Origin of the sequence: Nostoc sp. DedQUE08, assembly GCF_034530895.1 — a bacterium.
GTDB lineage: Bacteria > Cyanobacteriota > Cyanobacteriia > Cyanobacteriales > Nostocaceae > Nostoc.
On sequence record NZ_JAVRCD010000094.1, the window covers coordinates 1 to 21,993 of the forward strand.

Annotated in this window: 17 protein-coding genes; 5 read left to right on the forward strand and 12 right to left on the reverse strand. The window is 42.0% G+C overall.

Annotated features, from left to right (window positions below; genetic code table 11):
• Positions 1-163 precede the first annotated feature (163 nt).
• The 5 genes from RMY64_RS34690 to RMY64_RS34710 all read right to left on the reverse strand — a co-directional run bounded on the left by RMY64_RS34690 (position 164) and on the right by RMY64_RS34710 (position 5,972).
• Complete coding sequence (locus RMY64_RS34690) at positions 164-292, reverse strand: hypothetical protein (protein ID WP_322674098.1); 129 nt, start codon at positions 290-292, stop codon at positions 164-166.
• A gap of 47 nt (positions 293-339) precedes the next feature.
• Positions 340-1,206, reverse strand: coding sequence for a GNAT family N-acetyltransferase (locus RMY64_RS34695; RefSeq protein ID WP_322674097.1), 867 nt, complete (start codon positions 1,204-1,206; stop codon positions 340-342).
• A 410-nt stretch (positions 1,207-1,616) separates the two neighbouring features.
• Positions 1,617-3,353, reverse strand: coding sequence for a diflavin flavoprotein (locus RMY64_RS34700; protein ID WP_322702450.1), 1,737 nt, complete (start codon positions 3,351-3,353; stop codon positions 1,617-1,619).
• 253 nt (positions 3,354-3,606) lie between these two features.
• Entirely contained in the window at positions 3,607-4,119 is a 513-nt protein-coding gene (locus tag RMY64_RS34705; RefSeq protein WP_322674095.1) for a phosphate-starvation-inducible PsiE family protein, read from the reverse strand.
• Positions 4,120-4,241: 122 nt separating this feature from the next.
• Positions 4,242-5,972 (reverse strand): diflavin flavoprotein, encoded by a 1,731-nt coding sequence (locus tag RMY64_RS34710; RefSeq protein WP_322702451.1) that lies wholly within the window; start codon positions 5,970-5,972, stop codon positions 4,242-4,244.
• 219 nt (positions 5,973-6,191) lie between these two features.
• Here RMY64_RS34710 and RMY64_RS34715 point away from each other — a divergent pair, with 219 nt between their 5' ends.
• Positions 6,192-7,133 (forward strand): 1-aminocyclopropane-1-carboxylate deaminase/D-cysteine desulfhydrase, encoded by a 942-nt coding sequence (locus tag RMY64_RS34715; protein ID WP_322702452.1) that lies wholly within the window; start codon positions 6,192-6,194, stop codon positions 7,131-7,133.
• Between the two features lie 108 nt (positions 7,134-7,241).
• Positions 7,242-9,017, forward strand: coding sequence for a GmrSD restriction endonuclease domain-containing protein (locus RMY64_RS34720; protein WP_322702453.1), 1,776 nt, complete (start codon positions 7,242-7,244; stop codon positions 9,015-9,017).
• A gap of 48 nt (positions 9,018-9,065) precedes the next feature.
• On the opposite strand, the gene RMY64_RS34725 is transcribed toward RMY64_RS34720, so the two are convergent.
• From RMY64_RS34725 to bcp, 3 genes are all read right to left on the reverse strand, one after another.
• Positions 9,066-10,223, reverse strand: coding sequence for an IscS subfamily cysteine desulfurase (locus tag RMY64_RS34725; protein ID WP_322702454.1), 1,158 nt, complete (start codon positions 10,221-10,223; stop codon positions 9,066-9,068).
• 5 nt (positions 10,224-10,228) lie between these two features.
• Complete coding sequence (locus tag RMY64_RS34730; protein ID WP_322702458.1) at positions 10,229-10,855, reverse strand: type I restriction endonuclease; 627 nt, start codon at positions 10,853-10,855, stop codon at positions 10,229-10,231.
• 107 nt (positions 10,856-10,962) lie between these two features.
• Positions 10,963-11,442, reverse strand: coding sequence for a thioredoxin-dependent thiol peroxidase (gene bcp / locus RMY64_RS34735; protein ID WP_322702455.1), 480 nt, complete (start codon positions 11,440-11,442; stop codon positions 10,963-10,965).
• A gap of 109 nt (positions 11,443-11,551) precedes the next feature.
• Here bcp and RMY64_RS34740 point away from each other — a divergent pair, with 109 nt between their 5' ends.
• The 3 genes from RMY64_RS34740 (at position 11,552) to RMY64_RS34750 (ending at position 13,974) form a co-directional block, all read left to right on the forward strand.
• Positions 11,552-12,478, forward strand: coding sequence for an FAD-binding domain-containing protein (locus tag RMY64_RS34740; protein ID WP_322691735.1), 927 nt, complete (start codon positions 11,552-11,554; stop codon positions 12,476-12,478).
• A 94-nt stretch (positions 12,479-12,572) separates the two neighbouring features.
• Complete coding sequence (locus RMY64_RS34745) at positions 12,573-13,001, forward strand: hypothetical protein (protein ID WP_322674086.1); 429 nt, start codon at positions 12,573-12,575, stop codon at positions 12,999-13,001.
• A 652-nt stretch (positions 13,002-13,653) separates the two neighbouring features.
• Positions 13,654-13,974: a hypothetical protein gene (locus tag RMY64_RS34750; protein WP_322673634.1), complete on the forward strand. Its 321-nt coding sequence runs from the start codon at positions 13,654-13,656 to the stop codon at positions 13,972-13,974.
• A 41-nt stretch (positions 13,975-14,015) separates the two neighbouring features.
• On the opposite strand, the gene RMY64_RS34755 is transcribed toward RMY64_RS34750, so the two are convergent.
• The 4 genes from RMY64_RS34755 to RMY64_RS34770 form a co-directional block, all read right to left on the reverse strand.
• A complete protein-coding gene (locus RMY64_RS34755) occupies positions 14,016-14,360 on the reverse strand; it encodes a DUF2103 domain-containing protein (RefSeq protein WP_322667710.1) in 345 nt (114 codons plus the stop codon).
• Positions 14,361-14,365: 5 nt separating this feature from the next.
• Positions 14,366-14,692, reverse strand: coding sequence for an ATP-dependent Clp protease adapter ClpS (clpS, locus tag RMY64_RS34760; RefSeq protein ID WP_292738203.1), 327 nt, complete (start codon positions 14,690-14,692; stop codon positions 14,366-14,368).
• A 400-nt stretch (positions 14,693-15,092) separates the two neighbouring features.
• Complete coding sequence (locus tag RMY64_RS34765) at positions 15,093-17,123, reverse strand: FAD-dependent oxidoreductase (RefSeq protein ID WP_322702456.1); 2,031 nt, start codon at positions 17,121-17,123, stop codon at positions 15,093-15,095.
• 605 nt (positions 17,124-17,728) lie between these two features.
• Positions 17,729-21,712, reverse strand: coding sequence for a DUF4912 domain-containing protein (locus RMY64_RS34770; RefSeq protein WP_322702457.1), 3,984 nt, complete (start codon positions 21,710-21,712; stop codon positions 17,729-17,731).
• Positions 21,713-21,993 lie beyond the last annotated feature (281 nt).

A 21,993-nucleotide genomic window follows, 5' to 3' on the forward strand; every position in this document is an offset into this window, starting at 1 on the left:
CATGGCTAAAATACCCAAATTGTGTTTAGTACTTATGTACGATGCGTAAGTCCTACAATCGTATTTTCAGCCAAAACAATGCCATTGCAACTCTAAAAGACTTGTGTGTATACCGTAGCTTTACAAAGAAAGAGGTATTGTTAGACAAGAGTGAACAGTCAGATTAATAATAGCTGCCAGATTTCCGATGTTCTAAAGCTGTGACACCATCATTTGCCAACACTTCACCGCGATCGATGACGGCATAAATTAACCATCGATCGCCACATTCCATTTGCACTTTGTTGACCATTGTTACAAATGTGCTGACTTAGTTTAGTGGTTGCAGCAATAGGCAATTTAATAAAGTATTGAAGGTAGAAATGTGCCTACTGGCTCGTTGTACAGTCCCATACTCATCAATGTCATTGGTCGAACTATGTGCAATCCTTTCTCTAAGCACCAGTGCAATAACTCAGTATTGCGCGTTGGCAAGAGAAATCCTGATTCGGAAATTGCTGTTGCAGCGCTCAGTAGTGCTTTGAGGTCTTGATTACTTTGTGCAACTGCGTGTCCATCCAAGCCAAGTACAGTTATGTATCCTGTAATGCAACCGTTATGTTCAACTACTGTAAGCGTTTGCTGCTCAATTGCATCAAGTAATTCGATCTGGCGAACATGACCATGAACTTGAAAACAGAGTTGGTTGCAGATATCGATATCTGCTGCGGTTGCTTTACGAACCACATAGCCTAAAACTTCAAGTTGAAGCGCCGTACCTTTTAGGACTGCAAGCGGTTCTCGCACACGAAATCCGAGTTTAGTATATAAGGATAATGAACTACTATTATAAGCAGCTTGCACTAATCTGACACCTGCAAACTCTTGCTGCCGTGCGTAATCTAAGACGTATTGCATGAGATGCCTACCAATTGAACGTCCTTGCGTTATGGGGTTAACAGATAGCGGCCCAATTCCAGCAATTGCCCCATTATTCCAGAGGAAATTACTGCCCACAATATGTCCATCTAGCTCCGCTACAACCGAGTAAACATTTTGACGTTTAAGTAGAGACGAAAACGATTTAATTGTAGCTTCAGGAGAAGCCCAGTCTGTGGTAAGATTATATCGTTCATCGAGGATCTTAAACGCTTGGTAAGAGATTGAACCGCACTCATGAGCATCTTCAATCCTTCCCTCTCGCAAAATGAAGTTTGTGCTTTTCATAATAGGTATACTAGCCGTTTCAAGATAGTAAACTACTAAAGGGAGATGCATGAAAAAAATCAGAGGCAAAATAGAAACGTAGTGCGAGATTTATTAATAAAGATATGGCTGCGGCAAGACTTGTGTGTACACCGTAGTCTTAAGAGCAGAGAGGAATGAAAGTGAGGTTTTCCAGATCCCGTGAAACAATGTCATTGTCGATCAAAACAATGGCATTGTCAGTCGAAACAATGCCATTGCAACTTTAAAAGACTTGTGTGTACTTGACTTTTCACGTTATTTAGGAAAGCCCACGAAAAACCTAACCCCCTAACCGCCAACTCGTCGCGGGAAGGGGGAAAATTCAAAGTCTCTCTCCTTTTAGGAGAGAGATTTAGAGAGAGGTTTTCTACATACTATAAAAAGTCAGATTAATAATAGCTGCCAGATTTCCGATGTTCCAAAGCCGTGACACCATCATTTTCTAACACTTCACCGCGATCGATGACGGCATAAATTAACCATCGATCGCCACATTCAAGCTGATTTTGCACTGTACATTCTAAATAGGCTAATGCCTCATTCAAAATCAAACAACCATTATCAGCAGTTTTTGTGTCAAGATTTGCAAAAGGATTATCGCCTAAAGTGCTATGACGAGAAAAATAACGTCGGACATTTCTTCCTTCTTTGAGGATATTCAGCACAAATTTATCGCCAGGATGATGCATTAACTCTGCATTTTGCTCGTTAGCGATCGCAATCATAATTCCTGGCGGGTTAAAAGTTGCCTGAGATACCCAAGAAGTTAAAACCCCTTTGTGAGTTTCTTCATCACGAGTTGTCACAACACACAAAGAACCAACGATCCGCCCCACCGCTTGTTCGGTACGATCTACATGGGTTTCTGTCACAATATGGCGGGAAGTCCGCAGTTTTTTAGTTTTCTTCAAGTTTTGGGCAAAAAAAGTACCAGCTTCTTGACACTGCTGAAGAATCTCAGGAGTCGGACTGAAACGCACTCGAATTGTTTCAAATCCTAGTTGATAATTAGCATCTTTGAGCTTGCTTTCGATTAAATCAATTGCCTCGCCACTCCAACCGTAAGAACCAAACACCCCTGCTAACTTAGTTTTAGCTGCCACCGAGAGAACTATTCCTAAAGCAGTTTGAATTTGAGTCGGTGCATGGCCGCCTAAAGTAGGTGAGCCGATAATCAAGCCATCGCAGGTTTCTACAATGCGGTTAATCTCCGCAGAATCGGCTAATTCACAGTTGATTGATTCTACATTAACTCCATTTTGGATCAAACCTTGAGCGATCGCATTTGCCAGAATTGCTGTATTTCCATAAGCAGAAGCATAGAGCAAAGCGACACTCAATTCTTGAGATTTTTGTCCTTGACACCATTGACGGTAATCATAAGTAAAACGGCTGAGGCTGTAACGGACAACTGGCCCGTGTGCTGGGGCATAACATCTGGCTCCCAAAACCGATATTTTATCTAAGGCTACTTCGACTTGTTTCGCTTGGGGCGCATGGAGACATTCAAAATAGTAACGACGTTCCGCATCTAATCCCTTCCAATCTTCATCAAACAAAGTATCTTCGCAAATATGAGCGCCAAAAAGTTTGTCTGTGTAGAGAATTTTGGTAGCGGCATCGTAGGTACAAAGTCCATCCGCCCACCGGGGAGTTGGTACGGAGATAAATGATAGAAGATGTCCTTGTCCTAAATTTAGAGTATCTTGCGATCGCATCGCTTGAATAGGTGATTCAAATTCGGGAAAGGCAGTTTTGAGAGCATTGGCGGCGGGACGAGAACAAATGAGAGTGGCTTGAGGAACCAGAGAGAGTAATACTTGTAAGGTTGCTCTGCGGTTCGGATTGACATGACTGAGAACAATGTAATCGAGAGAGATGAAATCTAGATGTTGTGCTAGCTGCTCAAGGTAAATTTCAGTAAAAGATTCGCCGGGAGGGTCAATTAAAGCCTTTTTATCAGCTTGAATCAGATAAGAATTCGCTGTAGTTCCCCGTTGGCGGGAATATTCAACTTCAAATTTTAATCTATCCCAAGTCCGCGATCGTAGAATCAGAGTATTTTTACCAATTTCAGCAACTTGTACATCTCTGCTATGGTTGGGCATTAATGTGGCAGCAGACATAATAACCTCTCTTAATAATGGGGAATTGGGCATTGGGGAGGCAGTGCGGTCTTCTCCCAAGGGGAGACGCCAAGGGCGATGGGGTCTCCCCCTTCGGGAGAGCGAGTTCCTCTTTGTTGAAACAACAAGACCGGACTCGCTCACCAAGTGGAGCAACTGCCGTCATTGGGCATAACAGAAGATTCAGACGCGATTAATCGCGTCTCTACCCACTTCCGTTCGACTACGCTCACAGCAAGCCTACTTCCTATTTTTAATGACCATTGGTTTGTGTTAGTTCAGACTTTGCTCGGCTTCTATAGCGTTTAGATACTTCTTGTTCCGGGTCGATACCTTCAAAAGTTGGGGGTAGCCAAACTCGCAGGAATAGTAGAACTCCTAACACTAATAAAAAGGCACAAGTTGCTAAAACTTGACTCCAACTTGTTTCTAAAACACCTTTAACAATGACTTCTCGCAATGCGGAAACGATAGAAACTTCAACAGCTACTCCAATAGATACTCGATGTTCTTGTAGGTAAATAATCAGCAGTCGGAATAGCTCAACTAAGATAAGTAAAAAGAGAATATCGGCAGTAACAGCATGAAAATCTAAAGGTGGAAGTAAGGAGAGAAACATATCTCTCACCTGAAGCACCATGAAGCTAAATAAACCGATACACAAAGAAATTACAATTACATCTTGGATAAATTCCAAGCTTCGGACAACGCGCCCACGATTAATTTCGTACATTGTAATCGGGGTATTTTCAACAGATTTATACATAGTTTTTAGGAGACGCGATGAATCGCGCCTGTACTAGAGTGGGTAGAAACGCGATGAATCACGTCTGTAGGGAGCAGAGGAGCCTAATGACAAATGACCAATGACCAATGACAAATGACAATTTAGTAATGATTGCCAATTTTCCGGTGATGGGCGGCTGTAAGTGCATGTAAGTTGGCAACTCTTCCAGTTTGGACTGTGCTATAAATTACCCAATGATCTCCACAATCCATACGGCTAGTGATTTCACATTCCATGTAAGCTAGAGCTTCAGCTAAAACGGGCGATTCATTTTTAGCTGGATATGTTTTCACTCCCGCAAATCTATCTGCACCAGGAGCAAAACGCTTGAGGAAATGTTTCATTAATCCTTGATATTTGCCTTCTTCTAAAACATTTAAAACAAAGCGATCGCCAACGTGCATCAAGGATTCAATTGCCCGATCTTTGGATACTGCGATCGCTACTCCTAAAGGCTCAAGACTGGCTTGTGTCACCCATGAAGCCAACATCGCACTCTGAATTTCTCCTTTTTTGGCAGTGATAATGTATAATCCTGTGGTAATCCGCCCTAAAGCTTTTTCTAGCTCAGTATTGATAGATTTGATTTGTTTTATGGTGCGATCGCGGGTTAACCATTGACCCATATCTGTCCCCGCTTCATCACAAAGTTGTTCCGTTGCTTGGGTAGGAATTTCCTTAACTAAAATAGGTGGAAAAGCTTCAGTTAATCCCAGTTCTTGAAACTTATTGCGTAACGGATAAATTGGTTCATCTTCTCCCCCTCCCGACTCTAATAAACCAATTGCTTGCTTCTTGTGAACAGCAGCCAAAATTGTACTTAAAGCAGCTTGAATCATTACCGAAGATTGGGGTGGCATTGCAATTACTAAACCAGAAGCTTGTGCAACTAATTCTCGAACTTCTTGAGGTTCTGCATTATTGAGGTCTACTAATTCTATTGCTACACCTGTTTTTGCGCATCCATGTGCAATGTTACGGACTAAATGTTCGCTATGCCCATAATCTTCAACATAAAATAGAGCCACTAAAGTCTCTGTTTTTGCTTGTTCTAAGCTCCAGTTTTGATATCGTCCCAGCCATTCGGAGATATAGTTTTGTAATAAAGGGCCATGTCCCGTAGCAACAGTTGCTATTTCTAACTTTTCAATCCGCTTTAAAGCTGCCAAGACAGACCGGGCATTCGGCCCCATGAGACAATCATAGTAATATTTAAAATCTTCCTCAAGTAAAGTGATATTTTCATCATAAGTGTGGTCATCACAGTAGTGCATCCCAAACACATCGCAAGTGTAGAGTGTGGAAGTTTTATGGTCATAGGTCAAGATTGTGTCAGGCCAGTGTAAGTTAGGTGCAGAGATAAATTCTAGTTCGTGTCCGTTGCCTAAATCTAAGCGTTCTCCACTTTTCACCTGCATTGATTTAAAAGGCTGGTGAACCATATTTTCTAAAAATTGAATAGCTACCTTTGCACCAACAACAGTAATGGAGGGAGCTAATTCCAAAATATCTTTCACTAAGCCACTGTGGTCTGGTTCTGTATGGCTAATAATCAAGTAATCTATCTTAGTTGGATCGATTAATCCCGTCACTACCTCAAGATATAATTGCTCAAACTTGCGGTGAGATGTGTCAACTAAGGCAACTTTTTCTCCTTGAATTAAGAAAGAATTATAGGTTGTACCATTCCGTAAACCGAACTCGATATCAAAACGTTCTCTATCCCAATCGAGACAACGTATAGCAGTTGTTTGAGGAGCGATTTCAACAGTTTCAATCGTCAAACGTCCAGGATTGGAAATAACTTGAGTAAGCTGTGTGAGTGCAACCATTTCTTTTCTCCAAAAGAATATTATCTGGAGCGAGCGTTCTGTTTCTTATATTTACCTGAAACACTCAATTAGTAAAATGCCAATTTCTAAAGCTAATCATTAGAAAGATTTATTCATCATTTAGCTTGACTTACCATTGAATTACTCAATGTTTATCATTATTTTTATATTCGATAATGAACGTGAGAAAATGCAAATTCTAAGTTAGAATCTTGACAGATGTCGTTAACCTTAATTACTCCTCCTCTACAGCAAATCAACAGCGAAATCGCCCGTCACGCTGGTGTTGAACTGTATGTGCTGCGCTTGGATCTCATGCACCCGTGGGTTAACGGCAATAAATGGTTTAAGCTGAAATACAATCTTTTAGAGGCCAAAAAGAAAAATTTTACAACACTGCTAACCTTTGGCGGCGCTTATTCCAATCACATCTATGCAACTGCGGCGGCTGGTAATCTTTTCGGTTTTCGCACCATCGGCGTAATTCGTGGAGAGGAGAGGCTACCATTAAACGCAACGCTGAGTTTTGCTGTACAACAGGGTATGCAGCTTGTGTATCTAAACCGCGAAATGTATCGACAGCGCAACACACCAGCACTACAGGAATATCTGCGACAAAGTTTTGGTGAGGTGTTTATCATTCCCGAAGGTGGGAGTAATTTAAATGGTGTGCGCGGCTGCACAGAAATAGTTGCTAGTGCGACGATCGCATTCGATCGCATCTGCGTAGCCTGCGGTACAGCCACCACATTAGCAGGTATTGCGCTTTCGTTGCATGAAAAACAAAGAGCGATCGCTTTTCCCGTATTAAAAAATGGCGCATTTCTTGCACAAGAAATCGAAAGTTTATTGACAAATTACCTCGCTTCTGATTTACCCACACCATATAATTCTCCTGCTTCCTGGGAATTGGTATGTAATTATCATTTCGGCGGCTATGCAAAAGTGAACGACGAGTTAATACTGTTCAGCCAACAGTTCACACAGGAACATGGCGTACCCCTCGATTACGTATATACCGCCAAAATGTTTTACGGAGTGATGGATTTACTACAGCAGGGATTTTTTTGTAGAGGCGATCGCTTGTTGCTAGTACACACAGGCGGCTTACAGGGCAACATTGGTATGGAAGAAAAGTTGCAGAGATTTTCTAAAATCTGAGTTGCCACTTAATTAAATATCAGTTAGCTTTGTATGGAATTTTACTTGACTAAGTGAAATTCACACACCAATCTTAATATTTACTCAACGTTAGGTAAGGTTAATTCAATGTTTACATCTACTGAACGCATAAAGCCGGATGCTCAGAGTATTGTTCTCTATTTGGAAAGTCTTCTCTCACATAAGTATCAAATTCCAACCTTTCAACGAGATGTTGTCTGGGAGAAAGAGAATGTTAAAAAACTTTGGGATAGTATTTATAAGTTTTATCCTTTAGGAAGTATTCTAATTTGGAAAACTAATACAAAGCTAGAAAGTCATAGAGAAATAGGTGGCATAAAATTTGCTGATAATTTTTACTCTAATGAGTATCAGTACATTTTAGATGGACAACAAAGAACAACTTCTCTTTTAACATCAATCTATGGGGGCAAGATTGCTAATAACGAAAATTTTGATCCAACACTATATATAGATTTAACTATTGAACTTACTGATGCAACTGATGATACAAGCTATGCAAAAAGATTCTTATTTTGGGACGAAATCGATGATAGAGATGGTCAGCTAAGAGCAAACACTGGAAGAAAAAAACGTTATCAAGATAAACTGATTGTGAGTTTACTAGATATTATAAAAAAATATGGAGAAATAGAAAAAAATATTTATACGAGTGTTCATGGAGAATTCGATCATCCTTATATGCAACAATTTAGGAGAATTAGGGAAGTTTTTGCTAATTACAAAATTTCCTTTATTGAGTTAAGAGGTATTGAAGTTGCGGAAGTTTGTCAAATATTTGAGCGGATTAATCAAGCTGGTAAACCCTTGGATATCTTTGATATTGTGGTTGCTAAGACCTTTCGTTCTGAAAATAAGACAAATAATATCTCTGGATTTTATCTTCGTGAATTATTTGATAAATTTAAACAAACTATTTCTAGCAGTCAATATGCCAATATTGATAATTGGACATTGCTACAGATGCTAGCTGTAGTGGTAAAACTTGAATTTCCCGAAGCTGGGATACAAAATATTACTGATATGTATCTTAATAAGCTAAAAACAGAACATATTGAAGCTGTATGGTCTAATTTTAAAATAGCCGTTGCTAAAACTTTTGATTTCTTTGATAATATTTTGCATATTAAAGGTGGAAGATTAATCCCTTACCGATATTTTTACCTGACTATTACAGCATACTTTTATCGGAATGAGAAACCAGATTATAGTTTTTTAAATAAATATTTTTGGTATTATAGTTTTCATAATGCAGATTTACTAACAAACACTACACACCTCTGGGAACATATATACTTTGTTAATCAACAAAAGGCTAATAGTACTTACTCATTCAATAAGTTTGATATTGATAAAAATTCGCTCAGGAAATCTTTTTACAGTTATAGAGGTCGCTTATCCAGAGCAATATTATCACTTTATGCAAACCACAAGCCGCAAGATTGGGCAAAACCTCATAGAGATATTTTGTCTGATGTTTATTATTTGCTAACAGATAAGCCTAACTTACACCATATATTTCCAGTTAATTTTATTAAGCAAAGTGGCATTGCTAGTCAAATAGAATGTGACAGCTTGATGAATATTGCCTATCTGTCTCAAATAACTAATTTGAAAATTAGCGATAAAAATCCATTAGATTATCTCAAAGAATATGACGAGCCTGATTTAGAAACAGTGCTACGTTCTCATCTTATACCGACGATCATTCTTGAATGGTCAAGAGCCGATGCACTTCCAGAAAACGCCCTAACTATTTTTATTGAAGAAAGGGTAAACCTATTATTAGAGGCTTTGAGGCTGAAGTTAGAAGGAATTGAATTTAATGTTTTTGATATGGGGAATCGCACAGATAATATTTAGTTTTAGAAAAGCGATTGTCTAAAAAAGAGGCTCTGCTGGCTTTTATGCTTACCGTTTATTTTGTAAACTTTGAATGGTAGCGATCGCATGTTTGGCTGCAATATCAATCTCCTCTTCTGTATTAAACCTGCCAATGCCAAACCGCACGGAGGCATAAGCTAGCTGTTGAGGGTGTCCCAAGGCTGTGAGAACATGGGAAGGAGCAGTATTTGCCGACGAGCAAGCTGAACCAGAAGAAACTGCCATTACTGGCTGCAATCCCAGCAAAAGCGCGGCTCCATCCACTCCCTCAACACTGATACTCAAGTTTCCCGCCAATCGCTGTTGAGGATGTCCGTTGAGATGAATTCCTTCAACTTGCGATAGCTGTTCCCATAATCTTTGTCTTAATTGGGTGAGGCGTTGGGTTTCTGTTGCTTGTTCAGCCAAAGCGATTTCTACAGCTTTGCCAAAGCCGACAATTTGCGGTGTATACAATGTACCAGAACGCATCCCCCGCTCATGTCCGCCGCCGTGCTGCTGGGGAGCCAGTTGCACTCTGGGGTTGCGTCTGCGAACGTACAGCGCTCCAATGCCTTTGGGCCCATATACTTTATGTGCTGTTAGAGACATTAAGTCAATTTTCATCGCTTGCACATCTAAGGGAATTTTACCAATAGCTTGGGCGGCATCGGTGTGGAAAATGATTTGGTGTTCGCGGCACATTTCCCCAATTTCGGCTATTGGCTGTAACACGCCAATTTCGTTATTTGCAGCCATCACCGATACTAAAATCGTTTCAGGACGGAAAGCTTTTTTTAACTCAATTAAATCAATCAATCCATCTTTTTGGACAGGGAGAATAGTAATTTCAAAACCAAGACTTTTTAAATAATTACAAGGATCGATTACTGCACTATGTTCAGTGGCAATAGTAATAATATGCTGACCTTTTTTAAAATAAGCTTCCGCAACACCTTTTATAGCTAAATTATTTGCTTCTGTTGCACCACTCGTAAAGACAATTTCTTCTGGTGTGGCATTGATTGCTGCTGCTAAAATTTCTCGTGTTTGTTTCACAGCAGCTTCTGCTTCCCAACCATAAACATGACTAATACTTGCTGGGTTGCCAAATTTTTCTGTGAAGTAGGGAATCATTGCTGCTAATACTCGTTCATCTACGGGTGTAGTAGCGTGGGAATCAATGTATATAGAACGAATAGACATAATTATTAACTCAAACTTTGACTCAAATTTTTTAATACGCTTAGAACTTGATACAGTTCACTTTCTCGTTTCAAAAGTGTAAATTGGTCAGATATAGCATACTTTGGCTGATTGCCTTTGGTAAGTTTCAGGAAAATAAAATCACTACCATTTGTTACTAATCCAAAAACAGGTTTGTCTTGACTAGGATTAGACAACATAGAAGCCAGTGCTTGGGGTATGGCTTCTAAAAGAGAAAAACTAGCCCTTTTAGATTCAATGACTAACAACCACAACTTTTCTTGAATAACTAGAACATCAATACGTCCTCTAATAATTTCTTCTTCATCTTCCAAGGCAATTTCAATAGATTCTTCAGTAGCGATCAAAAATGGCTCTTGATAGAATCCTGCCAAGTCTAATAAAGGAGATAGCACTATCATCTTAACTGCACTTTCTAAAAGCGGTGGGTGTTTTACCAATCTCATAAAATTAGTTTTCACCCTGTCTAGATATTGCTTTTCTATATCTGTTATTTCTGGAGGAGTGTCAAACCACTCTGTAAAAAAATCTTCATTTTCAGCTTGTTTCAGACCAAACTTTGCTTCTAAATCAGCAAGGCTGACATTATGCGCTTGAATGGCTTTAACCATAATATTATTCAACTGAATATACTACTATCTAACAGTTTGAGTTGTTACTTTGATGATAACGTTACTGGTTTCCACATTGATTTGACCAATTTGACTCACTTGGAATTTTACGTGGCTGCCAATTCCTGTAATTTAGTTAAAACTGCTTGAGCATGACCTTTGGTTTTTACGTTGGGCCAAGTATAGACAATAATTCTATCAGGTGAAATTAGAAAAGTTGACCGAGCAACACCCATATATTCTTTACCCATAAATTTTTTCAATCGCCAAGCGCCGTAGGCTTCGATTAAAAGATGTTCTGGGTCACTTAAAAGGGCGATCGCCAAGTTATGTTTGCTGATAAATTTACAATGGGATTTACCCAAATCTGGACTTACACCTAAGATTTTCGCTCTTAGTGCGCTGAAGTCTTGATACAACTCGCTGAAATCTTTCGCTTCGGTGGTACAGCCCGGTGTATCATCTTTGGGGTAGAAGTAGAGGACAACCCACTGACTGCTGAGGTCGTCGAGAGTGACTAAATTGCCATTTTGGTCAGGAGTGGAGAAATCTGGCGCTGGTTGTCCGACTTGGGGAATGTTGCTCATGATGGGATGTGAGAGATTGTGTAAGCGTAACTCGTCGTGGATATCGCTTTAGAATTGTACATATATTGAGCGATCGCCTACGCACGTAACCATTCATAATTTGCTGATAATGCCTAAAGATATGCAACGCGAATTTACCAACCGCGATGAGTTGGTAGCCTACCTGCTCGAACAATTCCCAGGTGCAGCAGAACGCGATAACCACATCAGCGAAACTGTGGGGGGACGCAAAGCGGCAGAAACAGCGCTGCAAAAAATCGACCCCCTTCGCTACGCCCAAACACGTAATTTTTTCGCAGGTGCTATCACGCGTCTTTCACCTTACATCCGCTATGGCGTTTTGAGTTTGCGAGAAATTCGAGATTATGTCCTCAATCACGTACAGCAACAAGAGGATGCTACGAAACTAATTAACGAATTAGGTTGGCGCGACTACTGGCAACGGTTGTATATGAAGTTGGGGGATGAAATCTGGAAAGACCAAGAAGAGTACAAAACTGGTTATACTGTGGACGAATATGCACCCGAATTCCCGCAAGATATTAGAGAAGGAAGTACAGGCAGGGTTTGCATTGACAGTTTCAGTCATGATTTGAGAGAAGTTGGTTATCTACATAACCACGCCCGAATGTGGCTAGCGGCTTATATTGTCCATTGGCGGCGTATTCGTTGGCAAGCTGGAGCCAAATGGTTTCTTGAGCATCTTTTAGATGGAGATCCTGCTAGTAATAATATGTCATGGCAGTGGGTTGCTAGCACCTTTAGTCAGAAACCGTATTTTTTCAACCGTGAAAACTTAGAACGCTACACCAAAGGGATTTATTGTGAGAAATGTCCCCTTTACGGTCATTGTGATTTTGAAGGTAGCTATGAAGAATTAGAACAGCGACTTTTTCCCAAAGGCGAATTTAGCAAACAACCTAATAGCCAAAGTTGGCAGCGTGATAAAAAAGGGAAGAGGAGCAGGGGGAGTGGGGGAAGCAGAGGGGCAGGGGGAGCAGAGGGGCAGGGGGAGCAGGGGAAGAAGAACTATTAATTATTGTCTAATACCCAATGCCCAATGCCCCATGCCCAATGCCCAATGCCCAATGCCCCATAACAAATGCCCCATAACAAATGACAAATGACAAATGACTAAACCAATTGTTTGGGTACATGGAGATTGCCTCAGTCCAAATAATCCCGCATTACACAAATACTCGGATGTTCCAGCTATCTGGGTTTGGGACGAGGCTTTGATAGAAGAATGGCAATTGAGTCTTAAACGTCTGACTTTTATCTACGAATGTTTGCTAGAGTTACCTGTTGTTATTCGCCGTGGCAATGTGGCACAAGAAATTTTAGCTTTTGCTCAAGAACATGATGCCAATTTAGTTGTCACAGCCAATAGTCCCAGTCCCAGGTTTGATGATATCTGTAATCAAATGGAGCGTTCTATAGCAGTGGAAGTGTTAGAGGTAGAACCGTTTTTTGGCTATGACGGCTATATTGACTTGAAACGGTTCTCGCGCTATTGGAAAGTGGCGCAAAATTATGTTTATCAAAAGCCTTCGCCCTAAATGTCTCTTATAAATTGGGCTACGGTGTACATACAAGTCAAATTACCCCCCTTAATCCCCCCTTTACAAGGGGGGAAACAAGAAAATCTAGTTCCCTCCCCTTTATACGGGGTGGGTTCGGGTGGGGTAATTTTCCTCGTTCCCAGTCTCCGACTGGGAACGAGAGAAGGGGTTGGGGGATGAGGGCAGTTAATTTTACTTAAAAGATTTTGATTGATTTTTTAAGTAAGATTAATTTATAAGTTAATTACAACAATTGCTGCAATCATTTAAACCTTTCTTATATATGGAGGAATAATTGTTGCAAAGTATTAAACCTTTCCAGAAATTGCTTATATATTTCTTGGAAATACTTAAACCTTTCTTATATATGAAGGAACGATTGTTGCAAAGTATTAAACCTTTCCAGCAATTGCTTATATATTTCTTAGAAAGACTTAAACCTTTCTTATACATGAAAGAGCAATTGTTGCAAATGCTTCAATTTTGGCAACTAGGGTTGCAGGTTAATCGAGTTACGAGTGCTGAGTTGCAAGTTAGATTTTTCACTCAGCAGTTTTTATTCTATTGAGGTTTGTAAATAATTTGTATATCTGCAAGGAATATTCCTTTAGACTGAGTTTCAATTGAAAAAATGTAGGAATAAACACAAATGCATTCGTTAAATATATTTTGTCACGAATCTGTAGTTGCTGTTTCCTTTGTCGCTTGCATTATTGGACTGTTGTTACTGTGGGATGGTAAGCAGCAAACAAATGAGATGGAAGAAACAGAGCGAATTCTGTTTAGAATGAGCTTTAGTTACTGGCTAGTTTACTGTGTAGCTTTTGGCATCGAAAAAATAGTTTTACCTGGCTGGGAATCTGTAGTCATGACTTTGAAAATAACTACGGCTCTGTCATATTTCTTAACTTTTTCTTGTATTGTTAGTCTACCACTACACAAATTTGCAGTACATCGAGTTGAGGAATAGTTATTGGGTATGGGGCATGGGGCATGGGGCATTGGGTATGATTAACATCTCATAGCGATCGCTAATGCAGCTTCTAGTTGATCTTGGGACAAAGTTGTTAAAATAAAGACCTCTTGTACCGTTTTCCCCTGCCGCGCAATTACTTTATAGCCGCCGCGAATAGGTACTGAGACGCGTAGTTGCATTTTTGGACAATGACCTTTTGACCGCCCAATCACTCCCGGCGTCACAGTTTGGATACCATCCTGCTGACAAAGACGTTCTAAAATGGGGATAAGACCAGAAAGGTGTGTTGAGTGATTCCATACCAGTCTGGCAGCTTTTTGTGTTCGCGTAGCGTCTCGTAGAGAAGCCGTGCGCAGGGGATCTACGGAGGGTTTGCCCATAATAATTAAGCTGCTTCTAGAGGTGCCATTGTCAAACCTGCTCGGCGCAGTTGCTGGTGATACAGTTCCGCAGGTTCTTGGGGCCCGACCCAGACGATCGCTTGACCTTCATAGTGTACCTGATTAGTCAGATCCCACGCGCGATCGCCACTCATTCCCGGAATATATTTCATCAAACATTCACACACGTGTTGGAATGTATTAAAATCATCGTTTAATACAATCACTTTGTAATTCGGATAAGTCTTACGGATAACTTGATTAGACCGTTCAGGAGCTATAGTTGGTGCTGTGGACATCCCGTAAACATCTGCTGAAAGTGTCATAACCATAAAACAATTGGTCAAGATAATTTTACAAAACTACACTACAAGTAATTAGTTTAGTTTATTGTCTGGGTATTGGGGATTGGGGACTGGGGATTGGGGATTGGGGACTGGGGATTGGGGATTGGGAAGTTAGGAGTTAAGAGTTAGGTAGTTATATCAGGTTTGCTTAAACACTTGTAATATTTGTAGGTTGGGTTAAGGAACGAAACTCAACATTTGATCCCTGTTGATGTTGGATTTCACTGCCGTACCCCTACGGGGATCTTGCTACAACCCAACCTACATGATAAATCTTATTACAAGCGATCGTCGGACTTGATATTAAGAGTAAAGGTATTGTGTATTGGTAAGAATTCAATCCCCTATTCCCAATCCCCAGTCCCCAGTCCCCAGTCCCCAGTCCCTATTTCCAATTATCCCAGTTTTCGTTAAAAATAGATGTATCTGGGAAGGCTGTAGGGTTGCCATTTTGTTGCAAAAGCCGTTTGAGTGCTTCTAGTTGTGGCTCTTGTTTAGGTAAATCATCGACTAGTTGGTAAGGTGCGATCGCATTTTTGAGTGCAAAACTAGCTACAGTTCCCGCTGCTGCGCCGGCCGACCATTCAAATGAGTGTACTCGATAGGCAGCAGCAGCAATATGACTAGTTGCAATACTTTTACCACCTACGAGCAAATTATCAATTTTTTGGGGAATCATTGCCCTCAAAGCAATTTGGAAGGGGTAAGCTTGACCTGCGCCACGTCTTTCGCCGGGACGTTCTGTGTTTCCAGGGGCTTCTGCGGGACTATTCACCATGCAAGGATGGAAATCTATGGCGTAGTGACCAATACCCACAGCATCGGGGAAAATGGTAGAACGAGTCCGTCGCATTGCTTTGTCTGGTGGAATTTTACCGTCAATTACTGATATTGCTTCTAAACCTGCAACTGCTGCTCGTAGCTGACGATACATATCTGCTGGCAGAGTCTTTGAGTAATACTCATCGTTATAATCTCGGCGGGAAATATCAATTTCTCCAATCCCAAAGCCTTCGGCTTGTCCCCAACTGGGGCGGCCAATAATCCGCCGTCCTTCTCGCATATAGGGATATTTTGATAAACCATGCGCTGTCCCCATTGGTGAATTTAAACCGGAAACAAAGCGGTTATTAGTTTGCGGCTTCTTGACACCATCCCCTAGTTGAGAATCTGTAGTCCCAGCTACCAGCCAGTAATAAAAAGATAAAGCATTTTCCTCAGCCTTGCGGAGAGTTTCTGTCCGCAGTCCTCCCATCCAACCCCCTGGTTCTAACTGTCCAGTACTTTGTAATTGTTGGCGGGTATAAATTAGGTTATCTTGGGCTGTTCCGGGGCGGTAGTCATTACCCCAAGTCCAGTTTTGCATCGAGATATCCCCTGGTGTAGGAGCATCAAAACTTACACCGCCGAATTTTGCTGGTTTCCCTTTATTTGGACTCCAGATGCGACGATAGGTAAAAACTAAATCAAAGCTAGCCAATCGCGTTAATTCATAGCTGAAATATGGCGCATATTGGGGATAAAATGCAGGCATTGTCTGCGGTTGCGGTTCCTTGGTGGACTCCATTGCAAAGGTGTAGGTAAAACCTTGAGGGCAATAGGGGTCGTTATTAGCGCTGGAAGCAGAAGGTTCTAGGTAAGAACGGGCATCAATGCCTAATCGGTAAGGAACATCAGCAAGAGCGATAATTTCTCCTGTTTCGCTAGCGTCTACGACATACCATTTAGAAGCATCCTCTTTCGTTGCTTTGGGGATGAAACGGACAATCGTTTTGGTAAACCGAGACGAGTTTTCGTAGCGATAAGCATCTTCAATGCTTTGAGATAACGTAAAAGTATTGAGAGGTGGTGCGCCTTTTGGTGGTTGATGTTGAATTGCGATCGCACTATTAATTATTTTGCCATCAGCAGCGATTTCCAAATCCTTAATTACTGTGTTGGGAAACCATTGCAATTTTCCTTTGCCCTGCTTTTCCGCATCTTTAAGCATCTGGGTCAAAATGGCGTGAGCATCATGCGGAAGAAAACACGATTCACTTACCCAGCAGTCGCCTGGGTTAAGCTTACCGTATTTACGTCCAATCCGATTTCGTAATTCCAGATAGCCGCGAGAATAGAATTTTAAAGCTCGTTGAGTTGGGCGTTCGTCTAACGCAGATGTTCCTTGAGCAGAAATTTGTCCTCCCAGCCAGTCAGTAATTTCCGTCAGACAAACTGTTCGCCCTGCTAGCAAACCCTCATAAGCTGTGGCGACACCAGAAAGTCCACCACCCACAACTAAAATCTCGCAATTTACACTTTTGTCTGGGGTTCTCGGTGGCGCGGCGCTCGCCTCATCAAATACAACTAAGCTAGAGATTAAATTAAGACCAATCAGCGATGTTAAGCTAAAAGCTACTTTATGTCTATGTTTCATAGTTAAAAAAACGCTCCAAATCCTGTGTCACCTGTAGAAGTTAGCATTTAGAAAATGTCTAGCTCAAGAAATTTTTCTAGAGCAAAAGACGCGATGAATCGCCGTCTCTACAATACGCGATGAATCGTGTCTTTGTGATGATTTATCACATTTTTGCGATCTATAATTTTCATCAAAAAACCTTAATCGAATCGTATTATAATCATTTCCCCTAACAGGGATGAAAACGAAAGTTGGCATAATAAAATCCCCCCTTCCTACACCCCTGAAAAGGGAGAATTGGTTTAGAGGAGAATGGCACTAATAAATATACAGCCCTTGCTCTAACTGGTTAAGAGCCTCTAGGCTCTTAACCCATTCTGTGAGACTCCGCCTCTAGTAGGTTGACAAGAGGCAGAAGCCCACTTGAGATACATTCCCAGCCTCCAGGCTGGGAACAAGATGACATAAGCTTTTGGGCTTTTGTAGTGCCATTCGGGTTAGAGGAGATAACTCAAGGTAATAAACTGTTCCACATTTAACTTACATATATTGGGCGCTCGTGTCGCCCACCCCACAATAAATGTACAATTTCAGATTATGCAAATTAGATGTGGTTTAGCTTATTAGCTTTCGGAAGTTTCCTGAGAGAACTTCTTATGAATAGTTCTTGTGGATTCCCCATCAGCAGCTACCGTGATCAGATAGTCCATTAAACCATCTGAAAAGGGAAGACGTAGGTGGAAAGTACCATCAGGTTTGATTTTGATGGCATGGCCGCCAATGTTTACGTTGGTATTTGGTTGAGTTGCTCCGTGAATAATTAACTCAGCATCAGCCACGAACCAAAAATCTCCGTGGGGACGACTGAAAACCCGGACGTTAGCGGAACGGGCTATAAGTAACCAACGTAGTTCACCGCCGTAGGCATCGCCATCAGCAATATAGCCAATTTCAACCATGTAATCGCGATCGCTGACGGGAATCGCCACAAAGCGATCGCGTGCTACTTCTTCAGATTCATACTGCTGGACAAGTTGGGGACTTTGATAACTCAAGTCAATGCCAGTCACATCATAGAGCCGCACTGCTAATTGAGAACCGCCCTGTTGTTGTAGTGCTTCAGACTGAGCTTTGGAAATGTGCCAAGAGACATAAGCCCACTTGGGAGTGCGGGGTGTGAGGACAATACTACTTTCTTCTGGGGTAGTTTCTGCTTCTACATTTGCCGAGCCAATAGCGGTTTCGCTGACTAATGGTACAACATTTTCAACAGTGGAATCTGTTGTCGGCTCTGTAGGCACTGGACTAAAGACACGAACGATCGCAGAACGGGCAATAAATAACCAGCGACCGCCATCAGCGACATAGCCAATTTCAGCTATGTAGTCGCGATCGCTCTGGGGAATGTCCACCAATCCGTCGTTTTCTGTTTCTTCAGATTCATACAGCTTTACCAGCTGCGGAGTTTGATAACTCAAGTCAATGCCAGTTACATCATACAGTCGCACTACCAATTGAGAGCCGCCCTGTTGTCTCAGTGCTGCTTTTTTAGCTTCGGAAATCTCCCAAGAGACTTCAGCCCATTGGAAAGTGCGGGGTGTGAGGACAATACTGCTCTGTTCTTCGACATCTACCAAATCAACATCTGTTTTATCCGCAATTGCGACATCATCAACTACGGGATCTGGATTCACAGGGCCGAAGACATGAAGGATCGCAGAACGGGCGATGAATAACCAGCGATCGCCATCAGCAAGATAGCCAATTTCAGCTATGTAGTCGCGATCGCTCTGGGGAATGTCCACCAATCCGTCGTTTTCTGTTTCTTCAGATTCATACAGCTTTACCAGCTGCGGAGTTTGATAACTCAAGTCAATGCCAGTTACATCATACAGTCGCACGATTAATTGAGAGCCGCCTTGTTGCCGCAGGGCTGCTTTCTTGGCTTCAGGAATCTTCCAAGCGACATGAGCCGATCCATCAGTATCTGGTGTGAGGACAATACTGCTTTCTTCTTGAGTATCTACCAAACCAATAGCTGTTTCGCCTGCCATTGCCACATCATCAACTATGGGTTCTGGATTCACAGGACTGAAGACACGAACAATTGCAGAACGGGCGATGAGTAACCAGTGTTCGCCATAAGCGAGATAGCCAATTTCAGCTATGTAGTCGCGATCGCTCTGGGGAATTTCGACAACGCGATCGTGTGCTGTCTCTGCACATTCATACTGCTTCACCAGCTGCGGAGTTTGATAACTCAAATCAATGCCAGTCACATCATACAGCCGCACTGCCAATTGAGTACCGCCTTGTTGCCACAGTTCTGCTTTCTTGGCTGGGGAAATCTCCCAAGAGACATGAGCCGATGTATAAGTATGCGGTGTGAGCACAATACTACTTTCTTCATCAGCATCAACCAAACCACTAGCTGTTTCGGCTGCGATCGTCTCTTTTGGAGCATCCGCTCCGAAAGTGCTAGCCCAAGCGCCAACTCCCGCGCCCGCTGCTAAAGCTGCGGCTGCGCCCAAATCTGTGGAGTTAGCTTCTTCAACAGTCGGCTCGGCAGGAAGTTCTGACTCTGGCCAACTTAAAGTGGGTTCGGCTGCGTCCGCTACCACATTCAATGCATCTTTACTCAATACATCTTCTGGAAATTCCGGTAAATCGAGCAGTGAAGATGTATCTGTCTCTGATGCTTCCACATCTGCTGTCGTTTCGTCAGATTCCACTAAAGGCAATTCATCAACTGAGGCTGTATCTTCAGTTGAGGTGATACTCTCTAGCCAATTCAATTCTGCCTGAAGTTCCTCGTCTGCCCGATCTTCACTAATTGCTGTGTCCCAGTATCCAAAATCAGATGATGCTTGTGGCACATCTGGTAATTCCGGGAGTGGGGCTGTCACCTCAGATGAAGGCAGTTCCACATCAGACAACTCTTCTGGAATATTACCTGGGTAAGGATATGAAGTATTTACTACAGCCGCCGGAGCTTCTATATCCCATGCAATTTCATCAGACTCAGGAGTGTATGTCTCCGTATAATTATTTAGTTCGGATGTCTCATCAATTGCATTTGGTTCTCTTTCTTTGTTGTTAAAGGTAGACCAGGTAGCCGCCCCGATACCTGTTGCTATAGCCGCACCACCTAAAGCTGCGGCTCCCAAATTGTTATTTTCTGAGCCATTCGCTACGCTCGATGTCGCACCTTCATAGAGGTTAGAAGTACCATTACTTGTCTCTTGGACTAAATTTGCTGTCTCCTGAGTAGCATTTTGGTTCAGATCGGATTGTGTTTGAGCGTAGATGTTGAAAGGAGTGCGATCGGGGTTTTCTTGCTCTTGAAAGTCCGGTACTGCTTGTTCCTCCAGCGTCGTTCCATTCAGGGAGGAAACTGTGCCAGCATCGAGCGCCGCCGTTTCTCCATTGGGTGGATGAGGATTTGATTCTGGTAAATTGTCTGTTTCCTCAGGGGGCAATGGGGGTTTTTTGAGAATCCACCATAGTACAGAGCCACCTACAGTTATAAAAAAGACAGGTAGCAGCAACCACAATGGTGTTTCTTTATTTACAATTGGAGCGCTTTGTGTAGGTGCAGCCACAAAGGGCTGTTCGCCAAATGCAGAACTAGTGGCACTAGGGGAAGGTGTAGGCGCTGGTGTAGTTTGGATACCTGGAGCAGCTGCAACAGGTTGTAAGACGCTGGCTGCGATCGCCTCGGCTTCGGCAGTTCTACCTTTTTCTATAGCCTGCTGTCCTGCGGGTGCTAGGGTAAAGCCAAGAAAATCTACTGTGGTTAAACTCTGATCTTTTTTGTAAACGTAAACTAAAGGTTGCGAGAAGGGATATCTCGCATCAGCTGGCAAGGCTTGATGTAATTGCAGAACTCGCACATCTTTCAACTTCGATACCTGATTAGCTAACACATAGCTGATACCGTCTTTGCCCAGTTGTTTGATGATTTCTGCGGTATTATCGTCACTTACTTGGGTAGCATTAGCACCTGTAGCAAATTCAGCAGTTTTGAAGGCTGGATAAGTACGAAAAGTATTGCGAGTTTCACTCGTGTTCGGGCGATCGATGAATCGAATCTTGGCTGAAGGCCCTCCCAGTTGTGACCAATTTGTAATTTGTCCCCGAAAAATCCGGGCGAATTGCCTACTAGTCAAGCTTCCTTTAAAAGGATTCTCTGCACCAACCACGATCGCAATCTTCTCACGCTGCAAACGAACTTGCTCTAGTCCTTGAGCTTTTTCTGCTGGCGTTAACCCGCGCCCCATTGCGACTATATCGATTTTGCCATCTAGCAAATCTTTCAGCGCTTTCTCAGTGCCGTTAGCAGCAACTTCAACCTTTTTACCGACAAACTGTTTTTCAAAACTTTCTTTCAGGCTTTGGTTGATTGCACTCAAGCTACTGGAACCGTCAATCCGCACTATCGGTTCATTCTGCACTGTTTGTGGCAGTGGCGAAGAGGTAGCTTCAGGTGTAGATTGTGCCAGCATCGGAGCTGATACCACCAGAGATGCTGCCATCGGGGTTGTAGCTAAGGCAACCCATAATAACAGTCTGACTATCAAAGTATCTTTTTTTTCTTGTTGCCACATAAGCCCCTTAATTAAAGTAAAAAATAGAAAGCCTGCCAGTCCTAAATCGCGATCTTTATAAAGATTATGGAGGAGACGGGCTAATTATACATCTGAGTTATCTTTAGTTCTAATTACTTCAAAGCACTTACGCTGATTTATACTTCGCTCTAGCTTGGATAGCATGATAATTTATACTCTAATTGCCAAAGTCTGTTTACTATAAATTCTTCTAAGTTATATTGCAACTTAGCTCGACTTTATCCATTTTTAATTCAATCAAGCAGCGTAAACAGCAATAT